Raw genomic sequence first — 13,925 nt, 5'->3', positions numbered from 1 at the left:
ATAAGGGGTCGTTGTTAGTAGTCGAATTTATGTTGGCTAAACAGGCTTTGTACCTGCTGCCATACCGGGCCGGGTTGGCCGCTGCCAATGACTTGATCGGCGACTTTAACCACCGGCCCGACTTCTTTGGTTGCCGAGGTGATCCATACTTCATCGGCGTTAAGTAATTCCGCTTTGCTGATCACGCGTTGTTGCACGGCAAAGTCGCTGTACTCGGCTAAAATGGTGAGGATCAGCCAGCGGGTGATCCCAGGCAGAATCTGGTGATCTAACGGCGGGGTGCTGATCACGCCATCTTTGACGATAAACACATTGCTGGAGCTTGCTTCGGTAATCTGCTCATCACTATTGAATAAGATGGTTTCTTTGTTACCTGCCGCCGCGCCGCTTTGATAATGCATCACATTGCCAAGCAGGGCGGTGGACTTAATATTACAGCGTTGCCAACGTTTATCTTGCTCGAGGGAAACATGGTAGCTGGTGGCTAACTCCGGATCGCAAACCGGCTCGCCGGGCAGCTCAAAACAAAAGGCGAAAACCGTGGGCGTGATACCTTGCGGGTAGGCGTGGTTGCGTTTGCTATCGGCCCCACGGCTAACATGCAGATAGATACCTTGGTTTGGGCCCGGGTTCTTGGCAATCAAGGTGTCACAGATTTGCCGCCATTGCTGCGCCGTGTAGTCAAGCTCGATATCAATGGCCGCTAACCCCGATTGCATGCGTTGGATATGGGCATCAAAACCGAGCATCTTACCGTGGTAGGCGGGCACCACCTCATAAATGCCGTCACCAAATAAAAAACCGCGATCCATCGGTGAGATTTTAGCCTGCTCTGGTGGCATGTAATCGCCATTTAAATACACAAGGCTCATGGGGTTTCCTCATTCTCTTGGGGCAAAAAGCCCGTTAACTGTCGTAATTGGTTGATGATGCCTTGGCCATGGCTGGCATCGAGACTGTCTTCGGTCAGCTCATTGCGTAAAGTGACGCCATCGACACTGCCGAGCTCGCTGCAGTAGCGCAATAACGCCGGGCTATCAATATCACCTAACAGGTCTTGCTGCTGCCACAACCCCAGAAAAGCAATTAAGCCATATGCGCCCCAGTTCGATACGTCGGCCACAACCAACTCATCACAACTGGTGACACTGGGGGTAATTGCGAGTTGTTCAAGGGCTTCGCTTACCTTACCCATGCCAATTTCATTGCCGCCATCGCCAATGGCCAAGGTTGGACACGGGGCCAATGTCATATAGGGGTCAAAGCTGGCGCAGCCGGAGCTAATATCTTCACCGCGCATATTGGTGTAGCGTCCTTGCGCGTTGAGCCCAGGACGCTCGATGGCGAGCACACAGCTGACGCGGTGATGGTGGTAGTAGGCCTGGGCTTGTTGATGAGCGCCTACGACATCATTTAAAGGCAGCGGCATACAGTTATAATCCTCGGCGATCTTCCTGTATAGCGGATCTGCGCAGATTAATTTAACTTCTTTGCCGAGTGTGGTTAGCGCCTGATATAGCGCCATTGCGCCGACCGGGCCATCGGTTTCAAAAGTCCCCGCTACGGGGAAGCCTGTAGCAATTAAAATTTGCTCTTGGGCCGCAAATAACTGCTTTGCGGCGCGATAGACATAGCCGGGTTGCAGCGCCTTTTGTACCTGCGCCATGCCGCGTAAATTCTGCGCCACCAGGCAGTCTTCAATGTCTCGACTGAGCTGTAGTTGCGGTGTTAGCGGGCACACAGCGCACGGATCTCTTTGATGGCATTGACGGCTTCGAGATTGTCGCCATGAACACACAAGGTATCGGCATTGAGCGCGAGGCTTTGGCCACTGTCGGTGATAACTTTGGCCTCGGCCACCAATAATTGAACTTGCTCAAGCATAGCTTGCTTATCCAACACACTGCCTGATTGTGAGCGTGGGGTAAGGGTGCCTTGATCGGTGTAGCGGCGGTCGGCAAAGGCTTCAAATAATAATGACAGGCCGTGCTGCTGCGCCATTAATTCATGTTGTTGGCGCTGCCCGGTGGCCAGTAACATCAGCTGCAACTCGCTCGGATAGTCGGCGATGGCCTGCATCACGGTGGCGAGAATAGCGTTATCACGCATCATGTCGTTGTATAAGGCGCCATGCGGCTTCACATAGCGCAGCGTTAACCCTTGCACCCTGGCCATGCCCTCTAAAGCGGCGATTTGATAATGTAAATCGCTACATAGTTCGTCGGCACTGAGCGCCATGGAGCGTCGTCCAAAGCCTTGGCGGTCAGGGTAGCTGGGGTGTGCGCCAATACTTACCTGATGGTGTTTGGCCAGTGCTAAGGTGCGGGCCATTACCTGAGGATCGCCGCCATGAAAGCCGCAGGCGATATTGGCTAAATCAATATGGGGCATGGCTAAGGCATCCTCACCCATACGCCAGTTGCCAAAGCTTTCACCTAAGTCGCAATTCAATAGCATAAACACTCCTAAAAGCTCGATAGTGCGGTGTTTTTAATATCTAAAATCAGCATATGCCCGGGGCTATGGGTGATGCAAAAATCCGGGCGAGCAGTGGCAATGGCCACCTGCGGCGTCACCCCACATGGCCAGAAAACCGGCACCTCGCCTGGCTTTATACTCACCGCATCACCAAAGTTGGGCCGCTTAATATCGTTAATGCCAATGGCCTGAGGATCGCCAAAATGCACCGGTGCGCCATGCACACTAGGAAAGCGGCTGCATATTTGAATGGCGCGAATGGCATCTTTAGGGGTCATGGGCCGCATACTCACCACCATATTGCCGCCAAACACGCCGCTGCGGTGACAGGCTTGATTAGTCACATACATGGGAACATTGCAGTTTTCGGTGATATTACGCACTTCAATGCCATCGGCCAATAACGCCTCTTCAAAAGAAAATGAGCAGCCGATCAGAAAGGTCACTAAGTCCTTGCGCCACAGCGAGGTAATTTCGGTTTGCTCACTGACCTTTTGTCCTAGCTCATACACCCGATATTTGGGAATGTCGGTGCGAATGTCCAGATCCTGCGCTAAACGCGGTAGCTCGGTGGCGCCGGCTTCAGTGTGACCGAGTAACGGACAGGCCCGTGGGTTATTTTGACAAAAGCCCAAAAAATCATAGGCATATTTTTTAGGTAAGATCACCACATTTGCTTGCACATAACCGGGGGCAAACCCTGAGGTATGCCCTGAATAATGACCATCGCGTATCAACCGGCGGATGTCCGCAGGTGTTTTTAAAGAGGCGTTTGCGTCCATAACAGTATCTTATATCGTGTTTATCCCCACCCTAGCGCAGAACCTTGGTCGGCGCTATAGTAACCGGCAGTTCTCCAGGGGCCTGCCGCAGTCCTAAGAGTACCTTGGCCAATGCAGTAAAGGCTGGGCCTTGTACGGTTTCGCCATCATCAACATCAATATTATACGCATAGGTTGCCAACACGGCCTGCGCGTAGGCGCCAAATTGAGTAATGTCATAAGGGGCTCGCAAGCTGACAAATATCACCGGGGTGTCGCTTTGCTGCGCGTGTTGTAATAACGATTCCAGCGCATCGGGTTGCTGCTGACGATTCAGCGCAAACTGCGCTAAGGCTGAAACATCGTCCATGCCGCCTATTTCGACGGCACTTTGTGGTGGGCTGGCATTCGCCGCGATAACTACATCGGCGTCATTGATATCCAGGTATGCTTGCTCAGGGTCGTGGCCTTGCAAACTAATGCAGTGAAACACTCTGTGCTGTTCGCTGAGGTGATCCAGAGCTTGCTGCAACGCCATACACTTGCGGGTATCGGGCATAATGAGCGCCACTTTGCGCGCTTGTTTAATTAAGGTGGTAGCCCGCTGTCCAGCTTTGATATCGGTGATAGCGGCGCTGGCCAGCTCGGCTTCAATGGCCCGATGACTGGCGTTGCCTAAGGTCATCGCCGCTAGCTCGGTTTGTAGCAGGTGATTGTCAAAGTGCGCTGGCAACAATTGATAGTCGGCTTTCAAAGCCATAACCCGCTGCGCTGATTGCGCAAATTCGCCGCGCTCTAACTCGCCGCGCTCAATGGCATGGGCTACGGCATCAATGAGCTTATTAAGCTCGGCAATATCTTGTTCATTGCGAATAGCAATGGGCATAAGCGCAATATCGACACCGGCCTTGAAGGTGTTAATGAGTGCGTCTTCGGGGGTAAAAAAATCACTGATACCTGCCATATCTAACGCATCGGTGATGGTGACACCCTGATAACCCAGCTCCTCACGCAGCAGTGAGGTCATAATGGCCCGCGACATGGTGGCCGGTTTAACCATTGTTTGCCCCTGTTTACTGACAAAGGTGCTGCTGTCGAGCGCCGGGTATTGAATGTGTGCGGTCATAATCATGCCCGGGGCATGGCCGGCCTCAATCACCGCCCTAAACGGGGCAATATCTTGGGCCATGACCTGCTCTTTGCTATGCATGACCTTGGGCAAACCGGTGTGGCTATCGACATTGGTATCGCCATGACCCGGAAAGTGCTTTAACGCGGCAATGACCTGTTGGCGTTGATAGGCGTCAACCTGAGCGCCGCCAAGCTCAGCGACTCGGGCCGGGTCTTCACCAAAGGAGCGCACATTGATCACCGGGTTGTTAGGATTCATATTGACATCTAAGGTGGGCGCGTAATTAACGTTAAAACCAACTGCCCGAAGCTCTTTAGCAATCACTTTGGCACTGGCGCTGGCATATTCACTGCCATGCTTTGCATAGGTTGCACCGATGGACATATTGCCCGTCATCGCCGTACCAAGATGACGGGGAATACGAGCAACGCGCCCCCCTTCTTGGTCCACACTAATAAACAAAGGGGCCGCTAATGAGGAGGCCAGCGCCGCTTGTTGTAAGTCGCGGTTCAGCGCGACAATTTGCTCGGTGTTGTCGATGTTCTCGGCAAATAAGATCACGCCACCAATGTGGTGCGTGCTAATGGCATCGGCAAGAGCTTGTGGCAGCTTGGTCATCGGGGTGCGACAGCGGTCACTGGCAGTGCTATCACCGCAATAATAGCGAAAGTCTAACATTAGCTTTTGGCCAATTTGCTGCTTTAAGGTGAGCTGGGTAGCGGCAAAACTTGGGGCACTCATAACGGCATATCCTACTATGGCAAGGCTTAGTGCCTTGGCTATCTGGCGAAAAAACACGGCTCGCTCCGAGACTGATTTTTGGAATAAACTATTCACGATTCTATAGTGTGCAGTGGTAAAAAAACAACCACTTTAGACGGACTGACCTTAACATGTACTGATCTCAGTTGCTTAGACGCAAAACTATCTACCTTAAGGGATTTAATAATATTTTATTCCAAGCTATGCTAAGGCACATCGCCCGCTATTAGTGACCGTCATTATGTCAGAGTACCGCGCCGCCTTGGAAGCCTTCATTGGGGCTGCCCGTGAAACTTTAATGGGGTATTATGACATTAGCAAAAGGCCACAAAGTGCATATCAAAGAGTCACAGACTCGGTCGCTGTTGAAATGGATATCAAACGACTAATATGGAGCTCTCAAATTACATGGGTAATATAAATATTTTTTTTAAATGTTCATTACTTGCTGCGGTTATTATTTTTGTTAATGGTTGTTCTAATGTTTACTGGGGTAGTATAAAAAACAACACGAGTGAAGTAATTCATGTAAAGCTTACTTTTTCTAATGAATATGGTACTCAGATCTTAGAGCTACAACCTATTAAATCGCAAGAAAATGAGCTTTGGCACTATGAGCAGTCATCATTAGTAATGACCAAAATAGACAAAGACTTATCTCAAGTTGAGGCGACAAATAGTAACGGATGTACAATTACCTTAAATCGTGATGCCATAGATAAAAAAGTTGAGAATCATGAACTAGAAGTTGTTATTGAGCCACAAGATTTTATTGATTCGTGCGGTAAATAATACACTCCCAGTTAAATTAGGCTAAATTTACCAGCACAGAATTGGTTCGATTCCCCGCTATTGCTTTTAATTGGCTAGCCACACCAAATACTTGGTCACAATAGTTAGCGACAGGGCACTGGTTGCTTAGGTGTAAAACTATCTACCTTAAGGGATTTAATAATATTTTATTCCAAGCTATGCTAAGGCACATCGCCCGCTATTAGTGACCGTCATTATGTCAGAGTACCGCGCCGCCATGGAAGCCTTCATTGAGGCTGCCCGTGAAACCTTACCCTACGAGCAGGTGATCACTGATTATGCTTTGCGTTATGCCCTGGGTACCGACGCCAGTTTTTATCGCCTCACCCCCGAGTGTGTGGTGCGTGTACACCACCGCGCGCAGGTGCAACAGTTAATTACCCTAGCCCAGCGCTTTGAGGTTGCGTTAACCTTTCGTGCTGCTGGCACCAGCCTCTCCGGGCAGGCGATTAGCGACAGTGTATTGGTGGTGCTCAGTGACCAATGGCAGGATTATGAAATCGGTAGCAACGGCGATTGGATAACGCTATCACCAGCGCTTATCGGTGCCAAGGTCAACCTGCTGCTGGCACCATTTGGGCGTAAAATAGGCCCTGATCCGGCTTCGATCAACAGCTGCAAGGTGGGCGGTATTGCCGCAAATAATGCCTCAGGCATGTGCTGTGGTGTTAAGCATAATAGCTACCACACGCTTAAAGACATGCACATTATATTGGCCGACGGCACTGAGCTAAATACCGCAGATGCACACTCTTGTGAGCAATTTCGCCGCAGTCACGGCGAGTTCGTACAGGCACTCGAGCACCTCGGCGAGCAAGTGCGGGCAAACCAGGCGCTGCGCACCCGCATTGAACATAAATACCGACTGAAAAACACCACAGGGTATGGCCTGAATGCGCTTGTCGATTACCAAGATGGCATCGATATTATCAAGCATTTGCTGATCGGCTCCGAAGGCACCCTTGGATTCATTGCCAATATTACCTACCACACCGTGCCTCATAGTGCGCATAAACACACTGGGCTGTTTACCTTTGCGACAATAGACAGTGCCTGCGATTTTATCGAGCAGCTTAGTTGCTACCCCGTAGAGGCGGTGGAAATGCTCGATAAACGCGCGCTGATGTCGGTGCGCGAACAGGCCATTATGCCCAACGAGGTTGTTGATTTTCCGGCGCAGGCCACCGCGCTGTTGATTGAAATTGCCGGCGCTGACGAGTCTGAATTACAGACCACCAGCGCCGCTGTCAGTGCCTTACTCGAGCGTTATCAAAGCGATATTATTCATCAATATGCTCTTAGCAGTGATAGCGAGCGGGCACAGGCGCTGTGGAACGTGCGTAAGGGCACCTTCCCAGCGGTGGGGGCGGTGCGGGAGATAGGCACCACAGTGATTATTGAAGATGTCGCCTTTGCGCTCAGCGATTTGGCACGCGGCATTAAGGCGTTGCATGCCTTGTTTGCCAAGCACGATTACCAAGAAGCCATTATTTTCGGTCATGCTTTGGCAGGTAACCTTCATTTTGTATTTACCCAGCGCTTTGATAACGATGAGCAGGTGGCGCGTTATGAGCAATTTATGGCCGAGGTGGCGCAGTTGGTGGCCGTTGAACTCAATGGTTCACTGAAAGCCGAGCATGGGACGGGACGAAACATGGCCCCCTTTGTGGCCCTAGAGTGGGGAGATGATGGCTATGGAGTCATGAAACAGATCAAACAGCTGTTTGATCCCAATGGGATTTTTAACCCTGGAGTGATCATCAACAGCGACCCGCGTGCACACCTGCAGCATGTTAAAGATCTGCCTGCGACCGATGACACTATTGATAGCTGTATCGAGTGCGGCTTTTGCGAACCTGTTTGTCCATCGCAAGGTTACACATTAACGCCGCGCCAACGTATTAGTTTGAGTCGTCATCAACAAGAGCTTCAGGCGCAATTAGCCAGTAGCACCAGCCCAAACCCTCGTTTACGGCAGCGTTTAGGGGCCGTTCAAAGCCGCTTTCAGCACTTAGTCGATAGCAGCTGCGCCGCGACCGGATTATGTGCAACGCGCTGCCCTGTTGGCATAGACACCGGTGCCTATGTGAAATCGTTACGCCAACAAGGGTTTGCGCAGTCGCGTTTGGCTAATCGCATTGCCCAATACAGTGCGCAGCATTTTCAGGGCAGTACGCAGCTTGCCCGTTTTGGCCTCAGTAGCATGAAAAAACTGGCCCATGTGGTGGGCGAAACGCAGCTGCAAAACAGCACCCAGTGGTTGCATCAGCGTTTTGGCACCCCTCTCTATTTCAGCGCCTGGCCGCAAGGGCAGGGGCAGCCAACCCCTACATCGAGCCAAAATAAGTCGGGGGAACGTAAGGTGGTGTACATTCCGAGTTGTGCAAATCGGGTTTTTGCTAATGATGGCGAGCACAGTGTGCAACATACACTGCAACAATTATGTGCCAAAGCAGGCTTTACGGTTATTGTGCCCAAACAACTAGGACAATTGTGTTGTGGTATGGCGTTTCACAGTCGAGGCGCGGTGCACCAAGCCCAGTATAAGCAGCAACAGCTTCAGCAGGTTATGGCCGAGCTCAGTGACAACGGGCGTTGGCCAGTGGTCATGGATGCCAGCCCCTGTGCCTTGCACAGCGCCAGTGACGGCGACATCGCGCCGCTTGATAGTATTACCTTTGCGCAGCAGTACCTGCTGCCACATCTGCACATTACCCCCAGTGCCGAGCCTATCTGGTTACATGTCACCTGTAGCTCGCAACACCTCGACGGAGGCAAGGCCATGTTGGCGCTGGCAAATGCATTAAGTGAGAAAGTCAGTACTACCGATATTAAGTGTTGTGGTTTTGCCGGGGATAAAGGGTTCACGCATCCTGAGCTCAACAGCCATGCTTTGCGTCACCTCACAGACTCGCAGCCCCCTGGCTGCAAAAGCGGTTACAGCAACAGTCGCACCTGTGAAATTGGTCTTAAAGCACACAGTGGTGTGGTGTTTACGTCGCTTTTGCTGCGCTTAAATGAGCAAGCGCAGGCACGCAGTTAACGCTTACCCTTGGGGACATAGACCATGGCCTGTGCTTTGCGTTTGGCTAGGCTTTTTACTCGGGCATCAATGCATGATGAAAACGTCATGATCGCTGCGCCCATAAAGGTGCCGTCGTCGGCGTAACCAAAACTTGTGGCCAAGTCATGGATTAAATCATAGGGAAAAAGCAGATACGCTAATGCGGCGATTAACGCTAATTTATACGTAGCGGTGCATTTTGGTGAATGCCATGCGAAATACAGGGTTAGCAGCTTTGCGAGCAAGGCGCGAATGCCGATGAGTAGCCAGCGTGGATAGGCACTTCGGTGATTTAAATTGGGTTTGCTGTGCATAAGTCACTCCTGTTGTTACTGACAGCATAATACCTGGGCGCAATAAAAGTATTACACGGCGTTACCCTATGCCTTTTTACAGGCTCATTGACTCTTTTAATTCGCTCGGAGTGAGGCCGGTCCAGCGCTTAAACGCGCGACGAAAGTTCGGGGTGTCGTAAAAGGCTAAGCGGTTGGCCACATAATCGTTGCCTTTATCACGAATGCTAAGTAAATAAACCGCTCTAAGCGTTTGCTGCTGTTGCTGTAATTGGGAAAAGCGCCAGCCATGCTCTTTGAGTTTGCGCTTAAAAGTGGCAGGGCTCATGGCCATATGTTGCGCGAGTACGGCTAAGCTAAGGTGCGGTTGGCGCGATAACAACTGGCACAGCGCATCGATGAAATACGGCGGCGACTCACACCGAGGTTGGCTTTGCAGACGTTGCCAGCGCAACATACTGGCATTGTCGTTAGTGCATCTGAGCATACTGGCAGCAAAGGACCATTTATACACGGGCTGGGCAAAGCGTAAACGCGTGCCGAGGTTGTGCTCAAACTCATACATATGGCGTGGGCGCTTGCAGGCAAAATCAAAGTGACAGTGTGCATAGCCTTGGCTTAGGCGCTTTAACAGCGCATAGAAAGCGCTGCTATAGGCCTGCATAAGTAATCCGGTTGCTTTGCTCTCTGGGGCCAGCGTTGGCGTAATAAACACATGCACTTGGCGCTGATAAAGGTGATAACGAACATGGACCAGTGGTGCAATGTGTTGGTAGAGGCGTTGCAGCATACGTAGGCTATCGCCAACAGTAGGCGCGCTTAGCAAGGCTTGCCCAACAGTGCCCAGTTCATTAAGTAGTTGCTGCCCTAATAAAAATCCCGCATCGGGGTGAGGAAATTGGCCTTGGTATTGTGCCAGTAAGCGCATTAGCTGATGATGACTAAAACGGCTGTGCGGGTCGAGTAAATCGTCACTAAAAATCCCCGTGCCTCGCAGTAGCTTGTGCAAATCAGCGCCACGAGCCAGAGCCAGCTCGGCGATGGCACTGATCAGCCCCTCACTGCTAATGACTTTTTTATCTTGAAGCGCAAAGCGTGGCATCGCCATGACCTGGTCGGTGTTTTTGTTGTTGTAATTGCTTTTGCAGCTGCCCCAATAGCTGCGGCAACGGCTCATCTTTTGCGGTTTCAATAACGGCGCTGTAGGTGTTTATGTAGTGGGCTTGCCCTTGGGGGTCAAGGCGAAAGGCGCAGTGGCGAATGGCGCTTTGTAACTGCGCGATAAGCTGCTGTGCTTGGTGATTCGCGGTGGCGGGCAAAAGCAGAATGAAGCTGTCACTGGCATAACGACTGAGCACATCGCCCATACGAATATTCATCACCATTAAATCGCTGAGCTCACGCAGTAATCGATCGCCGGTGGCAAGGCCGAAGCGGGCGTTGACGGCGGCAAAGTTCTCTACATCAATCATGGCAATACAGCATTTAGTCTCGCTCTCGCGGCTACTATCGAAGACTTTTTGCACATACTGAATACGATATAATCCGGTGACCGGGCACACTTTTTGGTGGTCGCGCATGTGTGCCTCACGGCGAGCCAGTTGGCGGTTTAGCACAAACTGCTCTTGATGCCACCAATACAGCCCGGCGCTGGTGAATAACATGCCTATGGGGGCAGGCAGAGACTCAATCCAACTTAACCAATAGCGACTGGGCTGGTGTAACCACTCATCAAGCAAGTCTAATGATGCAGAAAACATAAATAGCCCCAGCCCTAGCACCAACAAGGTTGTGACCTTCCCCGGTGGCCTAGACACCAGCAGCGCGACAATCCAGCTTAATGTCATGAGCACAATGCCGCCTTCGCCAAGGATATCGAGCCAGGCAATATCACCACTGTATTTGAGCTCCCCCAACTGATAGCTGAGTAGCGCGGCAAGTACCAACCAAGCGATGCTTATATGAGCCAGTAAGGGATGAGTGCGAAATGGGTTAAAGCGCATGAAAGACCTTGAGTTAATTAGTGTGTGGTTATGCTAGCGGGCCAACTTCACTATGGGCAGGGTCATATTGGCTCAATGATATGACAGCATCATGATCACGCCATGCGATAACACCGAGCAAGAGCCCGTTCTTTGCTCTGCGAGTAGGGTTTTTACAGCTCAAAAGCCGCCATAACGCGGCATATTTAGCTCGTATGGGCAGCGCGATAGCAGCGACTGTCACAGTGCTGTCATCTGCTGTTTTTAGCTTAGCGCCATACCAAGGACACGCAGGAGAAAATAGCAATGACAAGCTTTAAACTAAAAGCGCTGGTGGCGGCATTAGCGCTTACCAATATCAGCGCCTATGGCGCTCAAGAAAACGCCAACAAACCGGTGAAAGTATCTGAGGAACTGGTGGTGTACGGCGACATCGGTTATCGCAACCGCTCGCAGCAACTAGCACCCACTTTGGAATATGACCAAGATTACTTTCAGCGCTTTGAACCACTGACCGCTGGCGATGCCCTTAAACGGGTGCCGAGTGTGACTTTTTTATCTGATGTGTTGGAATCCGATGGCGCGCGTATGCGCGGTTTGAGTCCTGCCTATACTAAGGTGCTGATCAATGGCGAAGAAGTTCCTGGTGCTGGCGCCGACCGCTCATTCTTTGTTGATCGCATTCCCGCTGAGCTCATCGAACGAGTAGAGATCATCCGCTCGCCCAGTGCTAACCGCTCCGCTGATGCCATTGCCGGCACGCTGAATATCGTTTTGCGTGATGGCTATAGCCTAGACGGTGGCTACTTGCGCGCCGGCGGCCTGCGCTACGATGATGGTGAATTTAAAGAAAGCCTAGGCGGTGTCTATGGCACTGAACTTGGCGGCGGGCGCTTGTTGCTGGGAGCCAATTTACAAGGGCGCTACAACCCCAAGAAAAAGACCAGTTTTCGCTACGGTGATAGCCCGGAAAACAACCCCGACTACCGTGAACAAACTTTCGATAATCGCGAACATCAAGACGATACCCGTGATGGCGATGACACCTCACTGAACGCCAATTATGAATACACCTTCAACGATGGCGCCTATTTCGACATCAGCGGTATTTGGGTCGACACCGAGCGCAGCGAGGATGAGCGTTCATATGAGTATAACCACCCCAGTACGGCCAGTGGTGATGCGGCCAACGGCGGTAGTTTACTGACCGATAATGCCAATATTGCCGATATTGAGCAGACCAATTACAGCCTTAGCTCCAGCTATAACCAGCCACTTTTTGGCGGTAACAGTAAATTTAAGGTGGCTGTGGCGCGCTTTGAAGAGTCGGTATTTGAACAAGAGGTTGAACTCGATACCGCTGAATTGCCCATGGTATTGGAGCAGGAACAAGAGCGCAGCGACATTGATGATAAAGAGTGGACGCTACAATGGCAGCACAGTCAGCCCTACAGCGATAGCAAACAATGGCAAATCGGCGCGTTTTGGCAGCAAAAAGAGCGGGACACCGATATTTTCGCCTCTGAAAGTGAATTAGAAACCATGCAAGGCAGCTGGGATCAATTCGCGCAGTCGCCGCTGTCGCTGGCCACTTTTGATGCGCCTTTTGAGGCCGTTAGTGGCGGTGTGAACACAGTGCAAGAGCAGCGTTTTGATGTCTTTGCGTTGCTTAAACACGAGAGTCAGGAGTTTGCTTGGGAGCTGGGTGTACGTTGGGAGAGCACCGATTCGCAGGTGGATAACCATGTTGATGCGGTGCGCACCGACAACGATTACGACTTTATTTTGCCCTCCGCTCATATACGCGTGCAAGTGGCAGAAAACGGCCGCATCAACGCGTCGGTAGCGCGCAGCTTACGTCGTCCGGACTTTGACTATATTACCCCCGCGCTGCGTGAGGAGGAGTTGGCCGACAACGACTTATTGGGCAACCCGGCACTTGAGCCGGAGTCAGCGTGGGGCGTCGACCTAGGTTATGAGTATCGTCTCGGTCAGACCGGAGTGATGGGCGTGAATCTGTTTTATCGTGATGTCAGCGATTTAATTGAAATCGCCAATACCGGTATGCAAGGGGCCGAGGGCGAGGGCACCTTTGTGCTGCAACCCCGTAATACCGGCGATGGCACGGTGTATGGCGTCGAGCTCGATTTATCGACACCCCTAGGCGCATTGGGGCTACCCAATACCGGGGTGTTTGTGAATTACTCCTGGCTTGATAGCGAAGTCGAGGACTTTTTCGGTGAGCGTAAATTTAACGACCAATCAGATTACGTCTATAACCTCGGTTTTATTCATGACTTTCCTCAGCTAGGCGCGTCTTTCGGGGCTACCTATCGCAAGCAAGGTGATGCCCTTGGGCGTTTTGTCGGTGAAGAGGTAAGCACGCACTATGGCGCCGATCTTGAGCTGTTTATAGAAAAACGTTGGCAAAAGCTGACGCTACGGATGGTGGGCTCCAACTTACTGGATGCGAGTAAAGAGGAAGTATTCAACAAGTTCGATACCCTGGAGCAGCAAATCGAGCGGGACTTTGATGAATACGAATTGGAGTCGGAGCAGGCAGGGCCTGTGGTGCAATTGATGTTGCGCTACGCCTTTTAATTTTAGGCGTGGTGCGTTATGCACCACGCTAATGAGGAA

The 13,925-nt window shown here is 51.4% G+C and carries 11 protein-coding genes; 3 read left to right on the top strand and 8 right to left on the bottom strand.

Annotated features, from left to right (window positions below; translation table 11 throughout):
* Nucleotides 1-14 precede the first annotated feature (14 nt).
* From EXT46_RS06820 to EXT46_RS06800, 5 genes are read right to left on the bottom strand one after another with little or no spacing between them, the layout of a single operon-like run.
* Nucleotides 15-872: a D-amino acid aminotransferase gene (locus tag EXT46_RS06820; protein WP_130146179.1), complete on the bottom strand. Its 858-nt coding sequence runs from the start codon at nucleotides 870-872 to the stop codon at nucleotides 15-17.
* Complete coding sequence (locus EXT46_RS06815) at nucleotides 869-1,741, bottom strand: glutamate cyclase domain-containing protein (protein WP_053909524.1); 873 nt, start codon at nucleotides 1,739-1,741, stop codon at nucleotides 869-871. The genes EXT46_RS06820 and EXT46_RS06815 overlap by 4 nt, the downstream gene beginning before the upstream one ends.
* A complete protein-coding gene (locus EXT46_RS06810) occupies nucleotides 1,729-2,457 on the bottom strand; it encodes a 5-oxoprolinase subunit PxpA (protein ID WP_130146177.1) in 729 nt (242 codons plus the stop codon). Before EXT46_RS06810 ends, EXT46_RS06815 begins: the two co-directional genes overlap by 13 nt.
* An 8-nt stretch (nucleotides 2,458-2,465) precedes the next feature.
* Entirely contained in the window at nucleotides 2,466-3,260 is a 795-nt protein-coding gene (locus EXT46_RS06805) for a putative hydro-lyase (RefSeq protein WP_130146175.1), read from the bottom strand.
* Between the two features lie 31 nt (nucleotides 3,261-3,291).
* Nucleotides 3,292-5,112 (bottom strand): glycoside hydrolase family 3 protein, encoded by a 1,821-nt coding sequence (locus tag EXT46_RS06800; RefSeq protein ID WP_130146173.1) that lies wholly within the window; start codon nucleotides 5,110-5,112, stop codon nucleotides 3,292-3,294.
* A gap of 429 nt (nucleotides 5,113-5,541) precedes the next feature.
* Between EXT46_RS06800 and EXT46_RS06795 the strand changes: the two genes are divergently transcribed.
* Together EXT46_RS06795 and EXT46_RS06790 are read left to right on the top strand one after the other, a co-directional pair.
* Entirely contained in the window at nucleotides 5,542-5,925 is a 384-nt protein-coding gene (locus tag EXT46_RS06795) for a hypothetical protein (protein WP_130146171.1), read from the top strand.
* Nucleotides 5,926-6,142: 217 nt separating this feature from the next.
* On the top strand, nucleotides 6,143-8,989 hold the full coding sequence (locus EXT46_RS06790; RefSeq protein WP_240701094.1) for an FAD-binding and (Fe-S)-binding domain-containing protein: 2,847 nt from the start codon (nucleotides 6,143-6,145) through the stop codon (nucleotides 8,987-8,989).
* Here the strand turns inward: EXT46_RS06790 and EXT46_RS06785 are convergent.
* From EXT46_RS06785 to EXT46_RS06775, 3 genes are all read right to left on the bottom strand, one after another.
* A complete protein-coding gene (locus tag EXT46_RS06785) occupies nucleotides 8,986-9,324 on the bottom strand; it encodes a DUF1232 domain-containing protein (RefSeq protein WP_130146169.1) in 339 nt (112 codons plus the stop codon). The two genes, EXT46_RS06790 and EXT46_RS06785, sit on opposite strands and share 4 nt — an antisense overlap.
* A 76-nt stretch (nucleotides 9,325-9,400) precedes the next feature.
* On the bottom strand, nucleotides 9,401-10,411 hold the full coding sequence (locus EXT46_RS06780; RefSeq protein WP_165381073.1) for an AraC family transcriptional regulator: 1,011 nt from the start codon (nucleotides 10,409-10,411) through the stop codon (nucleotides 9,401-9,403).
* The gene (locus tag EXT46_RS06775) at nucleotides 10,380-11,306 is read right to left on the bottom strand and encodes a diguanylate cyclase (protein ID WP_130146165.1); all 927 of its coding nucleotides are present in this window, start codon (nucleotides 11,304-11,306) and stop codon (nucleotides 10,380-10,382) included. Before EXT46_RS06775 ends, EXT46_RS06780 begins: the two co-directional genes overlap by 32 nt.
* Before the next feature lie 285 nt (nucleotides 11,307-11,591).
* On the opposite strand from EXT46_RS06775, the gene EXT46_RS06770 reads away from it, so the two are divergent.
* Complete coding sequence (locus tag EXT46_RS06770) at nucleotides 11,592-13,886, top strand: TonB-dependent receptor (RefSeq protein ID WP_130146163.1); 2,295 nt, start codon at nucleotides 11,592-11,594, stop codon at nucleotides 13,884-13,886.
* Nucleotides 13,887-13,925: the final 39 nt, after the last annotated feature.

The sequence above is a fragment of the Pseudoalteromonas sp. CO325X genome (assembly GCF_004208955.1).
Classification (GTDB): domain Bacteria; phylum Pseudomonadota; class Gammaproteobacteria; order Enterobacterales; family Alteromonadaceae; genus Pseudoalteromonas; species Pseudoalteromonas ruthenica.
Note: the sequence above shows the minus strand (reverse complement) of the source record. Positions and strands in the feature narration are given on the sequence as shown.

Bases quoted from the DNA above. Each gene is read 5' to 3' on its own strand.
- EXT46_RS06805 (WP_130146175.1), bottom strand. From the start codon at position 3,260: ATGGACGCAAACGCCTCTTTAAAAACACCTGCGGACATCCGCCGGTTG.
- EXT46_RS06785 (WP_130146169.1), bottom strand. From the start codon at position 9,324: ATGCACAGCAAACCCAATTTAAATCACCGAAGTGCCTATCCACGCTGG.
- EXT46_RS06775 (WP_130146165.1), bottom strand. From the start codon at position 11,306: ATGCGCTTTAACCCATTTCGCACTCATCCCTTACTGGCTCATATAAGC.
- EXT46_RS06770 (WP_130146163.1), top strand. From the start codon at position 11,592: ATGACAAGCTTTAAACTAAAAGCGCTGGTGGCGGCATTAGCGCTTACC.
- EXT46_RS06790 (WP_240701094.1), top strand. From the start codon at position 6,143: ATGTCAGAGTACCGCGCCGCCATGGAAGCCTTCATTGAGGCTGCCCGT.
- EXT46_RS06810 (WP_130146177.1), bottom strand. From the start codon at position 2,457: ATGCTATTGAATTGCGACTTAGGTGAAAGCTTTGGCAACTGGCGTATG.
- EXT46_RS06800 (WP_130146173.1), bottom strand. From the start codon at position 5,112: ATGAGTGCCCCAAGTTTTGCCGCTACCCAGCTCACCTTAAAGCAGCAA.
- EXT46_RS06820 (WP_130146179.1), bottom strand. From the start codon at position 872: ATGAGCCTTGTGTATTTAAATGGCGATTACATGCCACCAGAGCAGGCT.
- EXT46_RS06780 (WP_165381073.1), bottom strand. From the start codon at position 10,411: ATGGCGATGCCACGCTTTGCGCTTCAAGATAAAAAAGTCATTAGCAGT.
- EXT46_RS06795 (WP_130146171.1), top strand. From the start codon at position 5,542: ATGGGTAATATAAATATTTTTTTTAAATGTTCATTACTTGCTGCGGTT.